The organism is Cellulomonas persica, assembly GCF_007989825.1.
GTDB lineage: Bacteria > Actinomycetota > Actinomycetes > Actinomycetales > Cellulomonadaceae > Cellulomonas > Cellulomonas persica.
On record NZ_BJUA01000005.1, the window covers coordinates 48,181 to 68,034 of the forward strand.

Sequence of the window (19,854 nt, forward strand, 5' to 3'; positions counted from 1 at the left end):
GGATCGGCCGGGGTCGGGCAACCGGGCCGGTCAGCCGACGGCCAGCAGGTAGAGCAGCGCGCCGTTCAGGACGACGACGAGGCCGACGACCGTGACGAGCACCGCGTGCAGCGGCGTGCGCGTGCGCGCCTCGCCCATGACGTCGCGCGACCGCGTGAGCCGGACCAGGGGGATCATCGCGAACGGGATGCCGAAGCTCAGCACCACCTGCGAGACGACGAGCGTCCATGTGGGGTCCGCGCCCGCGGCGAGCAGCAGCACCGCGGGGACGATCGTCGCGGAGCGGCGCGCGAGGATCGGGATCCGCTTGTGCAGCAGCCCCGCCATGATCGTCGCGCCCGCGTAGGACCCGACGGACGTCGACGCGAGCCCCGAGGCGAGCAGCCCGATCGCGAACGCGATGCCGACGACCGGCCCGAGCGCGTCGGTGATCGCCGCGTGCGCGCCCTCGATGGAGTCGGTGCCCGGCACGCCGCGCAGGCCCGACGCGGCGAGCAGCAGCAGACCGATGTTGACGAGCCCCGCGACGACGAGCGCGAGCCCGACGTCCCACCGCGTCGCGCGCAGCAGACGGTCGCGCCACGGCCCGGCCTCGGCGTGCCCGTGCCGGTCGCGCGCGAGCGCGGAGTGCACGTAGATCGCGTGCGGCATGACGGTCGCGCCGAGCATGGACGCGGCGAGCAGCACCGAGTCGCTGCCCTCGAACCGCGGGACGAGCCCGGACAGCACGCCACGCGCGTCGGGCGGGCTGACGACGAGCCCCGCGAGGAAGCCCACGGTGATGACGGCCAGCAGCGCGACGACGACGTGCTCGAACCGGCGCTGCCCGTACCGGTCCTGGGTGCCCAGGAGCGCGAGCGAGACGAGCCCGACGATCACGCCGCCGAGCCACAGCGGCACGCCGAACAGCAGGTTCAGCGCGATCGCGCCGCCGACGACCTCGGCGATGTCGGTCGCGGCGGCGACGAGCTCGGCCTGCGCCCAGTACGCGAGGCGTGGTCCGCGGCGCAGGCGGTCGCCGAGCACGTCGGGCAGCGAGTGGCCGGTGACGAGCCCGAGCTTGGCGGACTGGTACTGCACGAGCACGGCCATGGCGTTGGCCGCGACCAGCACCCACAGCAGCAGGTACCCGTAGCGCGCGCCCGCGGTGAGGTTCGCGGCGACGTTCCCCGGGTCGACGTACGCGATCGCCGCGACGAACGCCGGCCCCAGCAGCAGCGGTCCGCGCGGCCGCCGGCCGGGCCGCCTCGTCGTGCCACGCTCCGCCACCGGCACCTGCGTCATTCGGCCACCCTCGTAGAGAAGTTCGGATATCCGAACTCTACGTCGTCACGGCCGACTCCGCGGCGCGGACACGCGCTCGTCGCGCGACGCCGTCAGGCCGCCGCGACCTCGCGCACCCACGTGCCGTCGGCCTCCGGCGCGAAGCCCACACGGCTGAAGTAGTCGCGGTTCGTGGGCACCGGGTCGACGACGAGCCGGGAGAACCCGCGGTCGCGGAACACCCCCGAGCGCCGGTACACGAACTCGCCGGGGGTGCAGTCGCGGAACCGCGGCGTCACGTAGTCCATGAGCACGCGGCCCGTGCCCGCACCTTCGTCGCGCACCTGCACCACACCCACGGTCTCGTCGCCCCGGACGACGAGGAACGCCGCCGAGGCCGCCCGCGGCGCACCGTCACGGCCTGAGGCCGGGGCCCCCGGCTCGAACTTCGCGATGTCCGCGGCGTGCACCGCCAGGACCCGGCCCAGGTACGCGTCGTCCGGCGCGACCTCGACGACCTCGTACGTCGCCTCGTCGTGCCGCTCGCGCAGCAGGCGCGCGAGCCAGTAGACGTCGATCAGCGTGATCGCCGCGTTCATGGCCGCGAACGGCCAGATGCCGATCGCGACGTTGTACGCGGTCGCGATCGCCGCGCCCGCCAGGTTCATCCACCGGAACCGCAGCACGCGAGCCTGCATGAGGGAGACGACGACCAGCACGGAGCCGATCCAGCCGAAGACTTCGAGCCAGTTCATGCACCGAGCGTAGGTGCCGCCAAATACGTGGCGACCGGGACCCGCGCAGGCGCACGCTGAACGTATGACCACCGTCCGAGAGGTACCCGTGACGGCCACGGCGACGGAGCCGGCGGCCGCACTCCTGCGCGCCTACGTCGACGCGTGGAACGACGTGAGCCACAACACCTGGGGTCACGACGACTTCGTCCGCGAGCCCGTCGAGATGCTCGAGGCGATGCGCGACAAGCCCTACGAGAAGCTCGTCCGCCTCGTCGCGATCGACGACGCCCACGCCGACACCCCGTCGGACGAGCTCCCGCTCGAGGCCGTGACCGGCACCGGCGTCGTCCTGCTCCCCCAGCAGGACAACCTCACGTGGGCGTACGTCGGCACCACCGTGCGGCCCGCGCACCGGGGGCGCGGCGTCGGCGGCGCGATCCTCGAGAGCTGCGTGCGCGTCGCACGTGACCACGGCCGCAGCACGCTCATGGCCGAGACCGAGCACCGCGTCGAGCCGCCCGAGGGCCCTGAGTCCCTGACCGCGCCGACGGGCTCGGGCCGCGTCCCGCTCGACGACGCGGGCGTGCGGCTCCTGACGAAGCGCGGGTGGGACCTCGAGCAGGTCGCGAGGCGGTCCGTCCTGGACCTGCCGGTCGACCCGGACGCACTCGAGGAGCACCGCGCACGCGCCGCACGGGCCGCCGGCGACGAGTACCGCACCGTCGGCTGGGACGGCCCCGTGCCCGACGAGTGGGTCGACGCCATGGCCGAGCTCTACACCGAGATGAGCGACGCGCCCCCGATGGGCGGCCTCGAGTACGAGCAGGACCGCTGGGACGCCGCACGGGTGCGCTCGCACGAGGAGCAGCAGGTCCGGCGCGGCATCGCGTCGTGGACGACGGTCGCGCAGCACGTGCCGTCGGGCCGGCTCGTCGGCTACACGACGCTCCTGGAGGTCCCGCCCGTGCGTGACCTCGTCCACCAGGAGGACACGCTCGTCGCCGAGGCGCACCGCGGGCACCGGCTCGGCATGCTCCTCAAGGCGACGAACCTGCAGCGCCTCGCCGCCGCGCGGCCCGACGCCCAGCGCATCGACACGTGGAACGCCGAGGAGAACGACCACATGCTCGCGATCAACATCGCCCTGGGCTTCCACCCCGCGGGGTGCGCGGGCGAGTGGCAGCTCAAGCTCGGCACCGCGCACGGCCGGCCCGCCGCCTGACGCGCGGCGCACCCGTCGTCGGCCACGGTGCGCACATCTCCGGCCCTCCGGGTCGACCACCCGCACGGTCGGTCCCGGAGGGCCGGGCACGACGAAGCCCCGTCGTCACCTCGGTGTGTGGTCGAGGGGCGACGGGGCTTCGTCGTGCCGTGCGGCCCGTCGGCGCCGGCGGCGTCGAGCAGCCCCCCGCAGGTGGACCGGCGGGTCCGGGGTCGGATCAGGCGGGTGGGGCGGTGTCGTCGGGCGCGGCGGGAGCGCCGGGTCCTGCGGGGCCCGGGGGTTGCGTGGGGGCCGGGGGTGCCGCGGGTGCCGGGGGTGCCGCGGGTGCCGGGGGTGCCGTCGGGTCCGTCGGGTCGTCGGCGAGCAGGCGGTAGAGCTCGCGACGAGCCGCGTCGATCGCGGCCACCGCGCGCGCCACCTGGTCCGGCGTTCCCGTCCGGGCGACCTGCTCGGCCGCGCCCGCGAGCGCGCCCAGCGCGTGGTGCAGCTCGCGACCGGGGTGCTCCGGGCGCTCGCTCGCGGCCTGCCACGGGTCGCCGAGCTCGTCGGCGTGCTCGGTGACGTACGTGCCGCCGGCCTCGGTGAGCGTCGCGAGCTTGCGGCCCGACTCGCTCACGATCGCGACGAGACCCTCGTCCTCGAGCGCCGACAGCGCCGGGTAGATCGCGCCGGGGCTCGGCCGCCAGCGCCCCTCGGTGCGCTGCTCGATCTCCTGGATGAGCTGGTAGCCGTGCATCGGCTGCTCGGCGAGCAGCAGCAGGATCGCGGCGCGGGTGTCGCCCCGGCCTGCTCGTCGTCCGCGGCCGCGGTGACCCTCCGGGCCGAACCCCGGCGGGCCGAACCCCGGGGGGCCGAACGCGTGCGGACCACGCGGGCCGAACCACGGGCCGCGCGGGCCGAAGCCCGGTCCGCCGGGCCCGCCCGGGCCTCGTCGGCCGCGCTCGGGTCCGTCCCAGCCGCCGTCCCAGCCGCCGGCCCACGGGCCGCGCTCGGGACGCCGACGGCGTTGGCCGCGCTCGCGGCCGGTGATGTTCTCGATCGGGTCGGGGCGCTGGTCGCGCCTCCCGCACCCGGCATCGTCGTGTCGCACGGGGTGCCTCCTGAATGTAGGTGCGTCGGTGTCGCCGACGTGTGAACGATATATCGTCGATACATCGCAGACAACCCCCTCCCCGGCGTCGCAGGGACCGACGTCCTCACCACGACCCTTCGCGCACCCCGACCCCACCTGGCATCGGGTCGGTCCGGGCCCCGTGCGGCCCACGAGGCGGCCGGATAGAGTCCCGCAGGCCGGCCGCGGACGAGGCGCCCGGTGAGTCCCGCGCCGGAGGTGGAGCGTGCCCCTGCTCGTGCTGGTCGCGGCGCTCGTCGGCGCGCTCGCCGCGTGGCAGGTCGGACGCCTGCGCCGTCGCGGCGACCGGCGTCTGCTCGTGCTGACCGCGGGGGTCGTCGTCGTGCTCGTCGGGCTGGGCGTGCTCGCCTGGCGGACGCAGGCGGGTCGCGTCGCGCACGTCGCCCTGGTCGGCGGCTACGTCCTGACCTCCGTGGTCACGCCGATCGACCGCACCCGACCCGACACCCCCACCCCGCCCTCACCGCCACGCTGACCGACACGACCCAGCGCACGCTGCGTCGTGGGGTGTCGTGGGCCGCGCGCGGGGGTGAGGCCGGCGGTCGGGTCAGTGGGTCGGGGTCAGTGGGTCGGGGTCAGTGGGTCGGGACAGGGGCGCCGGCGTCACGCCACCACGCGTCCCAGCGGGCCGTGACCTCGTCGAGCGTGGGCTGGTCCAGGCCGAACACCGACAGCACCGCCGTGACGGTCCCGTGCGGCGGGTGCGCGCCGATCGGGATCTCGCGGACCACCAGGAGCGCCTCGGTGATGGCATGCAGCTCGATGCCGAGCTGGTGCTCGGTCTTGTAGAGGACCGTGCCGCCGAGCACGGAGCCGTCGGGCCGTCGGGCCTCGAGGTGCCCGCGCACCGGGATGCCGTGCGCACCGTGCAGACCCGCACGGTCGAGCAGCCGGTCCGTGCGCGGGCCGGCGTCGGCGTCCACGAGGCTCACCGTCCGGCGGTCACGTCCCAGCTGCTTGCCGAGGGCGAACTGGAGCTGGTGCATGTTCGCGATCCAGTCCTCGTCGACCTCGTCCATGTTCCCGTCGTACTGCACCGCGAGCGCGTCGTGGCTGCGCCGCGTCACGCGCAGGCGCGTGAGGTGCGGCTGGTGGGCGGCGGCGCTCACGGCGAGGACGTCGTGGTTGGGCCAGGTCAGGGTGTGGGTGGTGGCGTCGTGGTCGACGTCGCGCCGCTCGGTCGGGGTCCGGGTGAAGGCGAGCGCCTCCTCGTCGAGCCCGGGGCGTTCCCAGCCGAACCAGCGGCGCACGAGCGTGGGCTCACGCAGGTGCTCCCACACGGTGGCGAGCCCCACCGGGATCTCGAGCGACACGATCTCGCGGCGATCAAAGGCCATCACGCCTCACCTGCCCGTCGACCTCGACGACGATCTCCTCGCTTCGGACGCTAGCCCGGGCGTCGCGTCGCCGCACCTCAGGTCAGGGCCGGGTCCAGCGCCGCGGTCAACGCGGCAGGACGACGACCGCCTCGCGCAGGATGTGCAGGGACACCTCGTCGCCCGGCGTCGGCATGCCGGAGCCCATGGGACCCCGAGCCGCGAGCGCGGGACCTGCCGGCTCGGCCGCGCCGGGTACGGGGGCGACGAGAGCGCGGGTGGCGGCCGTGACCTCGCCGATCCCCGGGACGTCGACGTGCAGCGTCGGGCTGCCCCGGCGCGTGCGCACCGCGAGCACGACACCCGTGAGCACGTCGGCGGACCCGGTGGCCGCGCCGCTCACGAGCGCGCCGGGCGGGAGCGCGTACGTGGCGTCGTCCGGTGCGGGCACGGCCCGGCGCAGAGCGACGGGGGCGTCCGCGACGGGGACGAAGGCCTCGTAGCCGAGGAAGCGCGCGACCTGCTCGTCGGCGGGCGCGCGCCAGAGCTGGGCGGGCGGGCCGACCTGCAGCAGCCGTCCTGCGGACATCACCGCGACGCGGTCGGCGACGACGAAGGCCTCGTCCTGGTCGTGCGTGACGAACAGCGCCGTGGTGCCGGTGGCGAGCAGCGCCGCGCGCAGGTCGAGCGCGAGGCGTTCGCGCAGCGAGCGGTCGAGCGCGGACAGCGGCTCGTCGAGCAGCAGCAGGCGGGGGGCGGGGGCCAGGGCACGCGCGAGCGCGACGCGCTGCCGTTCGCCGCCGGACAGCGTCGCGACCGCGCGAGGTCCCGCACCGGGCAGGCCGACGAGCTCGAGCAGGTGCTCGACGCGCGCCGCGACCTGGCCGCGCGGGCGGCCCGCGAGGCCGTAGGCGATGTTGCCCGCGACGTCGCGGTGCGTGAACAGCTGCCCGTCCTGGAACATCAGCCCGAAGTCGCGGCGGTGCACGGGGACGTCGACGACCGACGCGCCGCCCCACGTCACGTCCCCGTCGGCGAGCGGCTCGAGGCCGGCCACCGCGCGCAGCAGCGAGGACTTGCCGCAGCCCGACGGCCCGAGCAGCGCGAGCACCTCACCGCGTGCCACGTCGAGGCTCACGCCGTCGACCGCCGCAACCGGCTCGGCCCGCCGCCGCGGCGCGGGGTACCGCACGACGACGTCGCGCACGCCGAGCCCCGCCGCGCGATCGCGCGCACCGTCGTCGGGCGTGCGCGAGGCCGCCCCCGCACGCGAGCCGGCCGCGCTGCCGCTCGTCGGGCTCGGGCTCGTCGGGCTCAGGCCCGTCGTGCTCGGGGTGGTCCTGCTCGTCGTCACCACTCGCCTCCTTCGCCCGCGCGACGCAACCGCTCGCACAAGGCCACCACGGTCGCGGTCAGCACCGCGAGCAGCACGGACGCCGCGAGCGCCCGGCCGTACGACTCGGGCCCGGGCCGGCCGATGAGCCGGAAGATCACCACGGGCAGGGTTGGGGAGTCGGGGCGCGCGAGGAACGACGTCGCGCCGAACTCCCCGAGCGACGCGGCGAACGCGAAGCCCACGGCGAGCCCCACGGCGCGCAGCGCGAGGGCGCCGTCGACGGTCCGCAGCACACGCCCGGGTGCGGCGCCCAGGGTCGCGGCGGCCTCGCGCAGGCGCGGGTCGATCGCGCGCAGCACGGGCAGCACGGTGCGCACGACGAGCGGCACGGCCACGACCGCCTGCGCGACGGGCACGAGCAGCGGTGAGCGCCGCAGGTCGAGGTCGAGCCCGAACGGCTCGTGCATCGCGAGCAGGAACCCGAACCCGACGGTCACGGCGGACACCCCGAGCGGGAGCATGAACAGCGCGTCGAGTCCCGCGACGGCTCGTCGTGCGGCGGGGCGGCGGGGCCGGCGGGACACGATCAGCGCGACGAGCCCGCCGACGACGAGCGCGAGCAGCGTCGCGTCCACGGCGGTCCGCAGGGACGTCAGCGCCGCCTGCCACACGGACACGGTGACGCCGCCGCTGGCGGTGGACAGCGCGACGTAGTGGTCGAGCCCCCACCCGTCGCCGACGCGCAAGGAGCGCACGACCAGGTGGAGGAGCGGCAGCGCGAGCAGCACGACGACGAGCGCGGTGAGCGCGGTGGCGCCGCGGACCAGCGCGAGCCCGTCGTCGCGCGGCTCACCGCGCCGGCGACGCAGCCGCAGGGGGCGCACGACGAGCCCGGGGTCGGCGAGCTGGAGCGCGCGCTCGCGCCGCGTGCGGGCCCGTCCGGCGACGAGCAGCGCGCCGGCGACGACGACGAGCTGCACGACCGACAGCACCGCGGCGGCGCGCAGGTCGAGGAACTGCGTGGTCTGCACCCAGATCTCGGTCTCGATCGTGCCGAACTGCAGGCCGCCGAGCACCAGCACGGTCCCGAACGCGGTCGCGCTGAACAGGAACACGAGGGACGCGGCGGACGCGATCGCAGGCGTCAGCGCGGGCAGCGTCACGGTCCGCAGCGCGCGCCAGGGCGTGGCGCCGAGCGCGCGGGCGGCCTGCTCGGCACGTGGGTCGAGCCGTTCCCAGAGCCCGCCGACGCTGCGCACCACGACGGCGTAGTTGAAGAACACGAGCGCGGCGACGATCGCGGCGAACGTCCCGTCGAGGTGCAGGAACCCGAGCGGCCCGCCCTCGACGAGCAGCGACCGGAAGGCCACGCCGACGACGACCGTCGGCAGCACGAACGGGACGGTGACGAGCGCGCGCACCGCGGCGCGCCCCGCGAACCGGTGCCGGTACAGCACGTACGCGCCCGGCACGCCGAGCAGCACGCTGACGACCGTCGCGACCCCGGCCTGACCCAGGGTCTGCCCGATGATCCGCCACGTGCGGGGGCGCGAGAACACGTCGGCGAACCCGGACAGGTCGAGCTGCCCGTCGACGACGAACCCGCGGCCGACCATGACCGCCACGGGGTAGGCGAAGAACGCGACGAGGAACGCGAGCGGGACGACGACCGCGACGGTCCAGACGGTGCCGCGGCCGAGCCGACCGGCCCGGTCCCGCCCGCGACCCCCTCGGGGACGCGCCGCACCGGGGTGCGACGGACCGGGGTGCGACGGACCGGCGGACCACCGACCCCCCGGCGTGCGTGCGGGCACGCCGGGTCGCGCCTCCCCGGGGGGAGGTGCGTGGGTGGTGGTCGCCGAGGTCATGGCCGCGTGGTCAGCCGATCACCGTCTCGGACCACTGGGTGAGCCACACGTCGCGGTTCGCGGCGATGTCGGCGGGCTGGACCTCGAACGGGTTCTCGGCGAGCGGCGCGAACTGCACCCACTCGTCGGGCAGCTCGGCCGACGAGCTCACGGGGTACATGTACATCGAGCCGGGGATGTCGGACTGCACCTCGTCGGACAGGAGGAAGTCGATGAACGCACGCGCCCCGGCGGGGTTCTCCGCACCCGCGAGCACGCCCGCGTACTCGACCTGACGGAAGCACGTGTCGAGCAGCGCCTGGGTCGTCGGCTCGGTGCCGCCCTCGGGGACGGTCGAGGGCGGCGAGCTCGCGTAGGACAGCACGACGGGACGCGGGCCGTCGCCGCCGCCGCCGGAGAAGTCGGTGAAGTACGCGTCCGACCAGCCGTCGGCGACCTTGAGGCCGTTGGCCTTGAGCGCCGACCAGTAGTCGGGCCAGGCGTCGCCCTTCGCGCCGATGGTCGCGAGCAGGAACGCGAACCCGGGCGACGACGTGACCGCGTTCGGCACGACGAGCAGGTCCTGGTACTCGGGGAGCGTCAGGTCGTCGAGCGTCGTGGGGACCGCGAGGTCGTGCTCGTCGAACCACGTGGTGTCGACGTTGAGGCACACGTCGCCGAAGTCGACGGCGGTGAGCGCCCCCTCGTCGTCGCCCTCGACCGCGAAGCCGAGCGCGTCCGCGGCCGCCTTGCCCTGCGCGGCGTACGGCTCGAGGACGCCCTCGGTGATCGCGCGCGACGCGAACGAGTTGTCGATGCCGTAGACCGCGTCGCCCAGCGGCGCGTCCTTCGTCAGCACGAGCTGGTTGACCAGCGCGCCCGCGTCGCCGGGCTGCACGACCTCGACCTCGATGCCGGTGGACTGCGTGAACGAGTCGAGCAGGCCGTCGGACAGCGCGAACGAGTCGTGCGTGACGACGGTGAGCTTCCCTCCGGCGGTCGCCTCGCCGGTCGGGGCCGTCGCCGACGCGTCGGGGCCGGGGGCCGGGTCGTCGGAGCCGGTCAGCGAGCAGCCCGCGAGCGCGAGCGTGAGGGCCGTGCCGACGGCCGTGCCGAGGGCGACGATGCGCGCGTGGCGCGTGTGCGAGGCGGTTCCCGCCATGGGTGGTGCTCCTCCTTGGTCTGCAGGAGGGGTGCACCGCGGGCGGCGCCGACCCGCGGTCGACGACGACCACGGAGCTGAGATTCCCGACTCCCTACGCCGGTATCACCCGGATCAGGTTCGAGGGTCTGCGGTTGTCCCGCACTCTCAGCGTCCCGGCGGTGGGTTCCCGAGGGTTCCCAGAGCCCGACGCTCCCCTGTCGTTCTCCTCGATCGTACCCGCGTGCGCGCGGTCGTCGGTCCGGTCGACCGGACCTCGCACGGTCGCCGCGCGTGCCCGGAGGCGGCCACGGGGCCGGCCTCCGGGCACGCGGGGTCAGCGGCGGCGTGCCTGCACGACCGCGGCGGTCCCGCCCGCGAGCAGGAACATCGCGAGCAGGGCGAGCAGCCCCGTCTCGACGCCGGTCGTCGCCAGCGGCTTGCCGCGCACGGGCACGGTCACCGACCCGCTGTTGTTCTCGGTGTCGACGTCCTCGGTGCCGCTCGTGACGGACGCCGTGTTGGTCACGGACGTGCCCCCGACCGCGCCGACGCGCACGGTCAGCCGGACCTCGGCGGACTCACCCACGTCGAGCCCGTCGAGCGTGCACGTGACCTCCTGGCCGTCGGCCGCGCACATCGCACCGCTCGCGGTGTCGAACGTCAGCCCCGCGGGCAGCACGTCGGTCACCGTGATCGGGCCGGGGTCCGCGGTGGGTCCCGCGTTGGTCACGGTGAGCACGAACGTGCCCGTCGAGCCGACCTGCAGCGCGTCACCGTCGAACGTCTTGACCAGCGTCAGGTCGACGAGCGGGGCCAGCGCCATCGAGTCGTCGTCCGTCGAGATCACGATGCCGTCGGCGCCCGGCGTCGAGGAGCGCACCTCGACGACGTTCACGACGCCCGGGAAGGCGTCGGGTCCGACGACCACGTCGATGTCGATGGTCGGCGCGGTCGTGCCGGGCGCCAGCGAGGCGGTCGTGCACAGCACGGGGGTGCCGTCCGCGGCCGCCTCGCCGATCACGCACCGCCAGGTCGCGTCGTCCGCACGGACGGCCGTGACCTGCAGCGACGCGGGCACCTGGTCGAGCACGGTCACGTCGGACGCGGCCGACGGCCCCGCGTTGGCGACGACGAGGTGGTACGTCAGGGTCCCGCCGACGCGCGCGTCGCCGGTGTGGGTCTTCACGACGGAGAGCTCGGCGTACGCCGTGGTGCCGGACGTGACGCTGTCGGTGTTGTCCGCGGGCTCGGGGTCGGGCGTCGAGGACGTGACCGTCGCGGTGTTGACCACGTCCCCGGTGAGCGTCGGGTCGACGGCCACCTCGAGGTCGAGCGTCGCGATCGCGCCGGTCGGCAGCGGGGCGTCGAGCGTGCACGTGACGTCCGTGGTGCCCGTGCAGGCCCACGAGCCGGCCGACGAGCCGACCACGGCGGCGAACGTCAGCCCCGCGGGCAGCTCGTCGTGCACGACGACGTCACGCGCGTCGGACGGCCCGAGGTTGGTCACCTCGACCCGGTACCGGGCCGTGCCACCGGCGACGGGCTCGGACAGGACGCTCTTGACGAGCCGCAGGTCCGCCGACGCGCTCGGCGTGGCCGTCGCGTCGTCGGAGTCCGGCTCGTCGCCCGTCTGGGCACTGCCCGCACCGGGACCCACCTGGGGCGAGAGCCCGGGCCGGACGGTCGCGAGGTTGACGACGTCACCGGTCGCGCTCGAGCGCACCCTCGCCGTCACCGTGATGACCGGCGCGGCCCCGACCAGCAGGTCGGTGTCCCGCTCGCAGGTCACGGTGCCCTCGTCGGTGCTGCAGACCCAGCCGGCGCCGGACGCGGTCGCGTCCTGCACGCCCGCGGGCAGCTCGTCGACGACGACGATCGGCGTCGTCGCGTCGGCGCGCGACGTGGACGGGCCGTGGTTCGTCACCGCGACCCGCCACGCGATCGCGTGGCCCGCGACGACGTCCGCCGGGTCGGTGACGAGCTCCTTGACGAGCCCGAGGTCCGCGACGCCCGTGACGGTCACGTCGTCGGTCGCCTCGTCGTCGAGCGTCTCGACGACCGGCTGGGCCGTCAGGCCGCTCGGGGTGACCACGGCGCGGTTCGTGACCGTGCCGTGCAGGTCGGCGTCGAGCAGCACCGGCACGGTCACCGACGCGGTCGCCAGCGCGGCGAGCGTGGTCGGGCGCGTGCACTCGACGACCTCGTGCGTGTCCCCGCCGACGGTGACCGGCGTCCCCGCGACGCACGTGAAGCCGCCGCCGGTGACCGGGTCGGAGTCGTCGAACGTCACGCCGACGGGCAGCGTGTCCCGCACGACGATCGGGTCGGCCGCGGTGGCGCGCGAGTCCGACGGACCGCCGTTGGTCACGGTGAGCGTCCACGCGAACGGCTCACCCGCGACGGCGGTGCCGGTGTGGGTCTTGGTCAGGCCCAGGTCGGCGGACGTGGTGACGTCGACGTCCGCGGTGTCGGGGTCGGAGTCGCCCGACAGCGTCGAGGTCGCGTACGCGGTGTTCGTCACCGTGCCCGGCTCGGCCGCGGCCGAGACGACCGCGACGAGCCGCAGCGTGGGGGCCGAGGCGCCCGCGACCAGGCCGGCCGTGCCGTCACCGAGCGTGCAGGTGACCTCCTGGCCGTCGTCGTCGCACACCCACGCCGGCGAGCCCGTGGTGGACGCCGAGTCGAACGTCAGCCCCGTCGGCAGCGTGTCGGTGACGGTCACGGGACCGGGCACGTCGGACGGCCCGTCGTCGTGCACGACGAGCGTGTACGCGATCGTCTCGCCCGCCCGCACCGTCGTGCTCGTCGCGGTCTTGGTGACCGTGAGCGTCGCCTCGGTGTCCACCGTGATCGTCGCGTCGTCGGAGTCCGTCGTCGGGCCGGTGCCGTCGACGTCGGGCGTGGTCGACGAGACCGTGGCCGTGTTCGTGACGGTCGCGCCGTCCGCGACGCCCGAGCGTACGCGCGCCTCGACGGTGACCGTCACGGGGCCGTCGGCCTCGAGCAGGTCGCCGAGGTCGCAGCTGACCTCCTGGCCGTCGATCTGGCACGTGCCGACGGTCGACGACGCCGAGACCGGCGCCAGGGCCGCGGGCAGCGTGTCGACGACGGTCGTCGCCGCGGCCACCGAGGGTCCGGCGTTCTCGACGACGAGCGTGTACGTCACGCCGTCGTCGTCACCCGCGACCACCGTGGTGGCCGAGGGCGTCTTCGTGATCGACAGGTCGGCCGCGCGGACGACCACGACGTCGTCGCTCGCGGTGTTCGCGTGCGTGTCGTCGTCCTCGTCGAGCGTGGGCGGACCCGCGACCGTCGCGGTGTTCGTGATCGTCGCGGGGGCGGCGTCCGCGGGCACGAGCACCGGGATCTCGATCTCCCACTCGTCGTCCACGTCCAGGCCCGTCGCGAGCGTGCACGTCACGGGACGCGCACCGCCGGACGTCGCCGCCCCGACCGTGCACGAGCCGCCGTCGGGCGTCGGCGCACCGTCGAGCGGCAGACCCGCGGGCACCGTGTCGGTCACGGTGATCGGGCCGGGTGCGTCGGACGGGCCGTGGTTCGTCACGACGATCGTGAAGGTCGTGCCGTCGCCCGCGCGCACGTCACCGGCCGGGTGCGACTTGGTGATGCCGAGGTCGGCGTGCACGGTCGTCCCCGTCTGCACGTCGTCGCTGTCCTGGTCGGCCTGCCACGTCGAGCCGACGACGGCCTCGTTGAGGATGGTCCCCGTGCGGCCCGCGGCGACGGTCACGTCGAACGTGAACGACGACGCCGCGGACGTGCCGACGCCGAGCACGCCGTCGAGCTCGCACGTGACGCTCGTCGTGCCCGTGCACGTCCAGTCGTCGGTCGAGGTGACGCCGCCCGCGAACGTCAGGCCCGTGGGCAGGTCGTCGGTCACGACGACGCCACGCGCGAGCGACGGGCCGTCGTTGCGGACCGCGATCGCGTACGAGCCGGTCGAGCCCGCGACGAGCGTCTGCGCGATCGTCTTGGTGATGTGCAGGTCCTCGGCGTGCGCGATCGCCGTGCTGGTCGAGTCCGCGTCGTCGTACGTGTCGTCGCCCTGACCGGTCACCGGGACCACCTCGGCGGTGTTCACCAGCGGGCCGTCGGCGGCGACGAGCGCCGCGTCGAGGCGGCCCGTGACCTGGACCTGGAACGACGCCCCGCTCGCGAGGTCGGTCGTCCGGCGGCAGGTGAGCTCCGTGCCGTCGGGCTCGTCACACACCGCGCCCACCGGCGAGACGTCCGTGACGGTGACCCCCTGCGGCAGCGTGTCCGTCACGACGACCGGCGCCGCGACCGTGGCGCGCGAGACGGACGGTCCGCGGTTCGTCACCGTGACGGTCCACGTCGCCGGCGCACCCGCAGCCACGGACGCCGGGCCCGTCTTGACCAGCTCGAGGTCGGCGACCGTGGTGACCGTCGCCGTGCTGCTCGCCTCGTTGTCGTCGGGGTCCGGGTCGAACGTCGCGGACGTGACGGTCGCCGTGTTCGCGACCTGCGTCCCCGCCGCGACGCCGGAGTCCACGCTCATCGTCACCGTGAGGGTCGCGGACGCGCCCGACGCGAGCGCGGTGCCCCGGGTGCAGGTCGCCTCGCCCGCGGCGGCGTCGACGTCGCACGTGAAGCCCGTGCCCGCGACGGACACCAGCGAGACGCCGTCAGGAAGCGTGCCCAGCACGTCCTGCACGACCACGCCGACCGCCGGGTCGGGGCCGGCGTTCGTCACCCGCACGGTCCAGGTGTTCGTCGACGAGCCGGCGACCCACGTCGAGGCGGTCTTCGTCACCGACAGGTCCGCCGCGTGGATGCGCGCGGTCGCCGAGCCACCCGTGCCGAGGTACGAGCCGGTCCCGCCGTCGTACGAGTCACCCCCGAGGCGGTCCGTCACCCCCGTCACGTCGACCGTGTTCGTGTGGGCGGCGGCCGAGCCCGCGGACGAGGCGGCGGCCGCGGTCGGCGTCGCGACGTACCGCAGCACGGCCTCGGCGCCGGGCGCCAGGCTCACCCCGCTCGGCAGCACGTCGGACCACACCAGGGTGCCGGTGCCCGACGGGTCGGCCAGGGCGACCGCAGGGGTCGACCCGACCTGGATCGTCGCGCTCCCGGCCACGTACTCCCAGCTCGCCGGCAGGGTGTCGGTCACCCCGACCGACGCCGCCGTGCCGCCGCCCGCGTTGGTCAGGGTCACGGCGTACGAGACCTCCTGACCGACCGTCACGGGGTTCGTCGTCGTCTGCGCCTTGGTCGCGTTCACCCGCGGGTACACCGGGGTCACGTCGACCGTCGCCGGCGTGCTCGGGCCGTAGGAGCGCCCGTCGGCCGCGAGCGAGGACCACGAGGCGACCCGAGCCGTGTTCGTCAGCGTCGCCGCGGTCACCGCGTCCGCGTCGACGATCATCGCGGGGACCGCGAGCGTCGAGCTCGCGCTCGCGGCGAGCGAGGTGAGCGTCCAGGTGATCCGTCGCGTCGTCGCGTCCCACGCGCCGCCGGAGGCCGTCGTGCCGAGGTCCGCCACGGGGTCGCCGTCCGCGTCGAGCGGCTCGACGCCGACCGGCACCGTGTCGGTCACCGTGATGCCGTACGCCGTGGCCTGGCGGTTCGCGGCGGTCGCCGACGAGACCTTGACAGAGTAGGTGAACACCTGACCGGGCTCGGGCGTGCTGTCGTCGACGGTCTTGGTCACCGTCAGCAGCGGCTCCCGGACGGCGACGCTCACGGTGCCGAGCGTCGGCGCCCGGTCGAACGTCGTCGTCGTGGTCACCGTCCGGCTCGCGTCCGTCTGGAACCACCCGATGCCGTGCGCGTTCGTCGTGGAGGTGCCGGCCGCCGTGGAGCCCGCGGGGTCGATCGTCGCGGGCAGCGTGATCGTCACGACGCGCTCGCTGGTCAGCGCCGGCAGGTCGCCGAGCGGCCACACGACCCGCGTCGTCGTCGTGCCCGTGTACGTCGCCGACACCGGGGTGCCGGCGCACGTCGCCTGCCACGTCGCGTCGCCACCCGTGCACGTGACGGTCGCGTTCGTCAGGTCGGGCTCGACGCCCGCGGGCAGCACGTCGATCACCGCGGAGTCGTAGTAGTTCGCGTTGGCCGGCAGGCGCGACGTCAGCGTGTAGGTCACGACCTGACCCGGCACCGCCCACGTGACGTCCGCGGTCTTGGTGCCCGTCGGGCTCGCGAGCTGCACCGTGCCCGTGTCGGACGCGGTGAACGAGCGCTCGGTCGTCGTGCCGTTCGCGCCGTCCTCGATCGTCGACGCCGTCAGGGTCGCGGTGTTCACGAGCGCGCTCGAACCCGCGGAGTCCGCCGGGACGGTCGCCTGGTACTCCACGACGCTCTCGCCCGTCGCGGCGAGGTCGCCGAGGTCCCACGTGATCTGCTTGCGCGTCGAGGCGCACGGGCTGCCCGTCCCGTCCTGCGTGGTCAGGCCCGCCGGGAGCGGCGTCACCGGCAGCATCCCCACGGGCAGGCAGTCGACGACGACCGCGTCGTGCGCCGTCGGGCGCGTGCTCGACGACTGCGCGGCCGTGAGCCGGTACGTCACGACCTGGCTGGTCCCGACGGTCAGGGGGTCGACGGGCGCGTTCGAGCCGTTCAGCGGAGCCTTGACGAGCGTGACCGCCGGCAGGACCACGTTCACCGTCGCGCTGGCGGTGCCGCGCGTCACGGGCGTCGTCGCCGTGGCCGACGGGTGGCTGGTCAGGGTCGCGGTGTTGACCAGCGTCGAGGCGTGCGTGTTCGCCCCGGCGTTCGCCACGCGCGCGGAGACCGACACGGAGAACGTCTGCGCGGACGCGGTCGAGTTCGTCACGACGGGCGGCAGGGACAGCCTGCCCGTGGTCTGGTCGACGCACGCGGTCGTCCCCGTGGGCGTGCAGGTCTCCCCGTCGCCCGACGAGAAGCCCGTCGTCGTCAGCCCCGGTGCGGCCGACGAGTGCACGGTCAGGTCGGTGAGCCGCCCTCCGCCGGGCAACGCGTCGCTCAGCACGCCGTGGAAGATCGACGACTTCGCGGGCAGCTCGATCGAGTAGACGTAGGAGACCCGCTCACCGATCGTCGCCTGCGTCAGCTCGTCGTTGCCCGCCTCGACGACGCTCGTCGTGCTGACCCTCTTGGCGACCACGGCGTTCGGCAGCGTGACGGTCGCCGACGCGTTCGCGGCGGGTGCGTTGCCGTCGGTCGGGTCCGCGAGCGAGTCGCTCGGCCGGTAGACCGCCTCCGTGGCGCCCGGGCGTCCGTCGGTCGTGGGCACCGTGTACTCGACGACCGAGGCGTCGTTGCGGTGCGAGGACGCGATCGACAGCGGCGACGGGATGCGGACCTGGAGGTCGAACGTCGCGGTCTCGCCCGCGGTGAGCACCGCGTCCCCACCCAGGGCCGCGCCCTGCAGCGTGGTCGTGACGACGCTGCGGCCCGTCGTCGACGTCGTCGTCCCGGGTGCGCACGTGACGGCCGAGACGACGTCCGCGCACGTGAAGCCGCTGGGCAGCGCGTCCCACAGCTCGACCGAGCTCACAGGGTGGTCGCTCGCGTCGGCGGCCGTGCCGTCCTGCCGCACGGTCAGGCGGTAGGTCACGACCTCGCCCTCGCCGACGCGCTGGCTCGTCGAGGTGCCGCTCGCCGCGGTCACGGTCTTGGTCAGCGACAGCGGCGCCGCGGGGGCGACCACGAAGTCGACCTGCGTGCGCTGCGCCGCGATCCGGTTGTCCGCGTCCCGCCAGCGCATCTTCGCGAGGTTGCCGAGGATGTCCTTGCCGGTCGGGTTCGTGTCCGTGACCTGCGCGAGCACCTGGAACGTCGCCGAGGCGCCCGCGGGCAGGTAGCGCGACGAGCCGATCGTGTCGCCGATCGTCCACGCGGGCTGCCCGGGGATCTGCGTCACCGCGAACGACGACGAGGTGTCCACGACGTCCGCGTCGACGTACTCGGTGCCGACGGGCACGAAGTCCCGCAGCGCGACGTCACGCAGCGCGACGCCGCTGTGGGCCCGGAGCGTGATCTGGAAGCACACGAGGTCCCCGAGCCGCACGACGGGCTGGGCGCTCGTCGACCACAGCGGGCTGGTGACGTCGGGGCAGGACGCCAGGCCGGCGATCGGCGACCGGGACGCGTTGGGCCAGACCTGCTTGACGAGCGTCGGGCCGTCGGAGGCCACCACGGCCGACGAGCCGTTCGCCACGTGGCGTGAGCCGGTCTCGGGCGATCCGGCGACCGGGTTCGTCGTCGCGCTGAGGGCCGCGGTGTTCGTGAAGGTCTCACCCGTCGCGGTCGGGGAGCCGTCCGCGTGGGTCGCGCGCATGTACGCGTCGTAGGTGACGCGCGCGGTCCCGTTGGCCGGCACGTCGGGAAGCTCGAACGTCAGCGTCGTGCGGCCGTCCCCCAGGACGTCCGCACCGAGCAGCGTCGCACCCGAGACCGGGCGTCGGTCCAGGCCCGCACAGTCCGCCGGCCAGCCCGCCGGGACGGCGAACCCGGCGGGCAGGTACAGGCACACGCCGTCGGGCAGGGTGTCGGTGACGACGATCGCCGAGGCGTCCGTGTACTGGCCGACCCGCACGTCGAGGGTGTAGCGCACGGTGCTGCCGCCCGCGAAGCTGCCCGTGTCGGCGGACTTGGCGAGCGCGACGTCCAGCACCTGCACCGTGTGCTGGGTGCTCGCGTCGACGGCGCGGTCCGCCGCGGTGAGCACGGCACCCCCGTAGGTGCCGGTCACGGTGGCGGTGTTCACGGCCTCGGTGCCGGACGGGCTCTGGCGCAGGGAGGTCCCGTCGAACGCCCCGGTCTCGGTCAGCGCCTGGTACCCCGCCGCGGCGCGGTAGCGGATCGTCGTCGTGCTGCCCGCAGGGAGCGTCCCGAGCTCCCAGCGCAGCTCGGTCATCGCCCCCGACGGGCTCGACACCACGGACTGCCCCGCGAACAGCGCGCACCCGTCGACGGTGCTCACCGACTCGCAGCCCAGGAACTGCAGCGGTGCCGGGAGCATGTCCCGCACCACGACGCCCTCGAGCGCGCCGGCCTGCGCGACGCGCACCGTGAGCGTGTACGTCGTCTGCTGGTCCTGCAGGCCGCGCAGCAGCTCGCTCTCCGACGACGGCTCGGACTTCGTGATCTCGACGGGCGACACGCGCGTGACGGCCGTGTCCGACGCGTCCACGGTCGCGTTCGCGACGGACGAGACGCCGGTGGTCCCGAGGGTCACCGTGGGCACCATGCGCTCGTCGTCGCTGCCGAGCACGAGGCTCGGGACCTCGACCGTGCTGCCCGCGGGGAACCGGGCCGGGTCGAGCGCGAGCTCGAAGCCGAGCGTCGCCGTGCCCCCGGCGGGCACGTCGGTCACGTTGGACCACTCGAGGACCCAGAAGTCGGTGGAGGTGTCGGCCGGGTTCGGCGTCACCTTCGTCGCCTGGGGCTCACCCGGCGAGCCGGGGCCCGAGGCGGGCGTCGCGGAACCGGCGACGTAGGTCGCACCCGGGGGCAGCGTCGCGACGAACGACACGTTGTACGCGATGTCCTCGGACGCCCCGGCGTGCCGCGCCTCGAGGGCGATCCGGGCGTTCTCGCCCGCGAGCACGGTGGCCGGCGTCGCGTCGTGGTCGAGGCTCAGCGTGCCGGTGGCGGCGGCTGCGGGAGCGGGCGGTGAGGCGACCGTGACGACCGCCCCCATGCCGAGGACGAGAGCCAGGCTGAGCAGCGCGGCGAGGCCCCTGCTGGGGCTGCGGTGACGCACGGTGACCTCCGGGGGTGTAGTCACCGCGGAGCGTATGGGACACATCGACCCAGGTCAGGGCATCATTTCGGACTTGTCACGACGAACTGTCACAAAGAGAGGGGTGGCCGTCCCGCCAGTTGGA

Annotated in this window: 10 protein-coding genes and 1 riboswitch; of the genes, 2 read left to right on the plus strand and 8 right to left on the minus strand. The window is 74.7% G+C overall.

The features are described from left to right. Positions 1–30: 30 nt before the first annotated feature. Together CPE01_RS06220 and CPE01_RS06225 are read right to left on the minus strand one after the other, a co-directional pair. Entirely contained in the window at positions 31–1,284 is a 1,254-nt protein-coding gene (locus CPE01_RS06220) for an Nramp family divalent metal transporter (protein WP_146805788.1), read from the minus strand. A gap of 92 nt (positions 1,285–1,376) precedes the next feature. Further along, entirely contained in the window at positions 1,377–2,018 is a 642-nt protein-coding gene (locus CPE01_RS06225) for a hypothetical protein (protein WP_146805789.1), read from the minus strand. Positions 2,019–2,082: 64 nt separating this feature from the next. On the opposite strand from CPE01_RS06225, the gene CPE01_RS06230 reads away from it, so the two are divergent. Continuing rightward, a complete protein-coding gene (locus tag CPE01_RS06230; protein WP_146805790.1) occupies positions 2,083–3,222 on the plus strand; it encodes a GNAT family N-acetyltransferase in 1,140 nt (379 codons plus the stop codon). 217 nt (positions 3,223–3,439) lie between these two features. Here CPE01_RS06230 and CPE01_RS16895 read toward each other — a convergent pair whose 3' ends face one another. Then, complete coding sequence (locus tag CPE01_RS16895; protein ID WP_146805791.1) at positions 3,440–4,312, minus strand: PadR family transcriptional regulator; 873 nt, start codon at positions 4,310–4,312, stop codon at positions 3,440–3,442. A gap of 247 nt (positions 4,313–4,559) precedes the next feature. Between CPE01_RS16895 and CPE01_RS06240 the strand changes: the two genes are divergently transcribed. Continuing rightward, positions 4,560–4,829, plus strand: coding sequence for a hypothetical protein (locus tag CPE01_RS06240; RefSeq protein WP_146805792.1), 270 nt, complete (start codon positions 4,560–4,562; stop codon positions 4,827–4,829). A gap of 100 nt (positions 4,830–4,929) precedes the next feature. Here CPE01_RS06240 and CPE01_RS06245 read toward each other — a convergent pair whose 3' ends face one another. From CPE01_RS06245 to CPE01_RS06265, 5 genes are all read right to left on the minus strand, one after another. Next, a complete protein-coding gene (locus tag CPE01_RS06245; RefSeq protein ID WP_146805793.1) occupies positions 4,930–5,691 on the minus strand; it encodes a hypothetical protein in 762 nt (253 codons plus the stop codon). Between the two features lie 106 nt (positions 5,692–5,797). Then, complete coding sequence (locus CPE01_RS06250; protein WP_371861985.1) at positions 5,798–7,024, minus strand: ABC transporter ATP-binding protein; 1,227 nt, start codon at positions 7,022–7,024, stop codon at positions 5,798–5,800. Further along, positions 7,021–8,874: an ABC transporter permease gene (locus CPE01_RS06255; RefSeq protein ID WP_146805794.1), complete on the minus strand. Its 1,854-nt coding sequence runs from the start codon at positions 8,872–8,874 to the stop codon at positions 7,021–7,023. Before CPE01_RS06255 ends, CPE01_RS06250 begins: the two co-directional genes overlap by 4 nt. 10 nt (positions 8,875–8,884) lie before the next feature. After that, a complete protein-coding gene (locus tag CPE01_RS06260) occupies positions 8,885–10,015 on the minus strand; it encodes a thiamine ABC transporter substrate-binding protein (RefSeq protein WP_146805795.1) in 1,131 nt (376 codons plus the stop codon). Between the two features lie 74 nt (positions 10,016–10,089). Further along, a riboswitch (TPP riboswitch) is annotated at positions 10,090–10,224 on the minus strand. A gap of 107 nt (positions 10,225–10,331) precedes the next feature. Further along, the gene (locus CPE01_RS06265) at positions 10,332–19,754 is read right to left on the minus strand and encodes a DUF11 domain-containing protein (protein ID WP_146805796.1); all 9,423 of its coding nucleotides are present in this window, start codon (positions 19,752–19,754) and stop codon (positions 10,332–10,334) included. Positions 19,755–19,854: the final 100 nt, after the last annotated feature.

Bases quoted from the DNA above. Each gene is read 5' to 3' on its own strand.
- CPE01_RS06220 (WP_146805788.1), bottom strand. From the start codon at position 1,284: ATGACGCAGGTGCCGGTGGCGGAGCGTGGCACGACGAGGCGGCCCGGC.
- CPE01_RS06225 (WP_146805789.1), bottom strand. From the start codon at position 2,018: ATGAACTGGCTCGAAGTCTTCGGCTGGATCGGCTCCGTGCTGGTCGTC.
- CPE01_RS06230 (WP_146805790.1), top strand. From the start codon at position 2,083: ATGACCACCGTCCGAGAGGTACCCGTGACGGCCACGGCGACGGAGCCG.
- CPE01_RS06245 (WP_146805793.1), bottom strand. From the start codon at position 5,691: ATGGCCTTTGATCGCCGCGAGATCGTGTCGCTCGAGATCCCGGTGGGG.
- CPE01_RS06255 (WP_146805794.1), bottom strand. From the start codon at position 8,874: ATGACCTCGGCGACCACCACCCACGCACCTCCCCCCGGGGAGGCGCGA.
- CPE01_RS06260 (WP_146805795.1), bottom strand. From the start codon at position 10,015: ATGGCGGGAACCGCCTCGCACACGCGCCACGCGCGCATCGTCGCCCTC.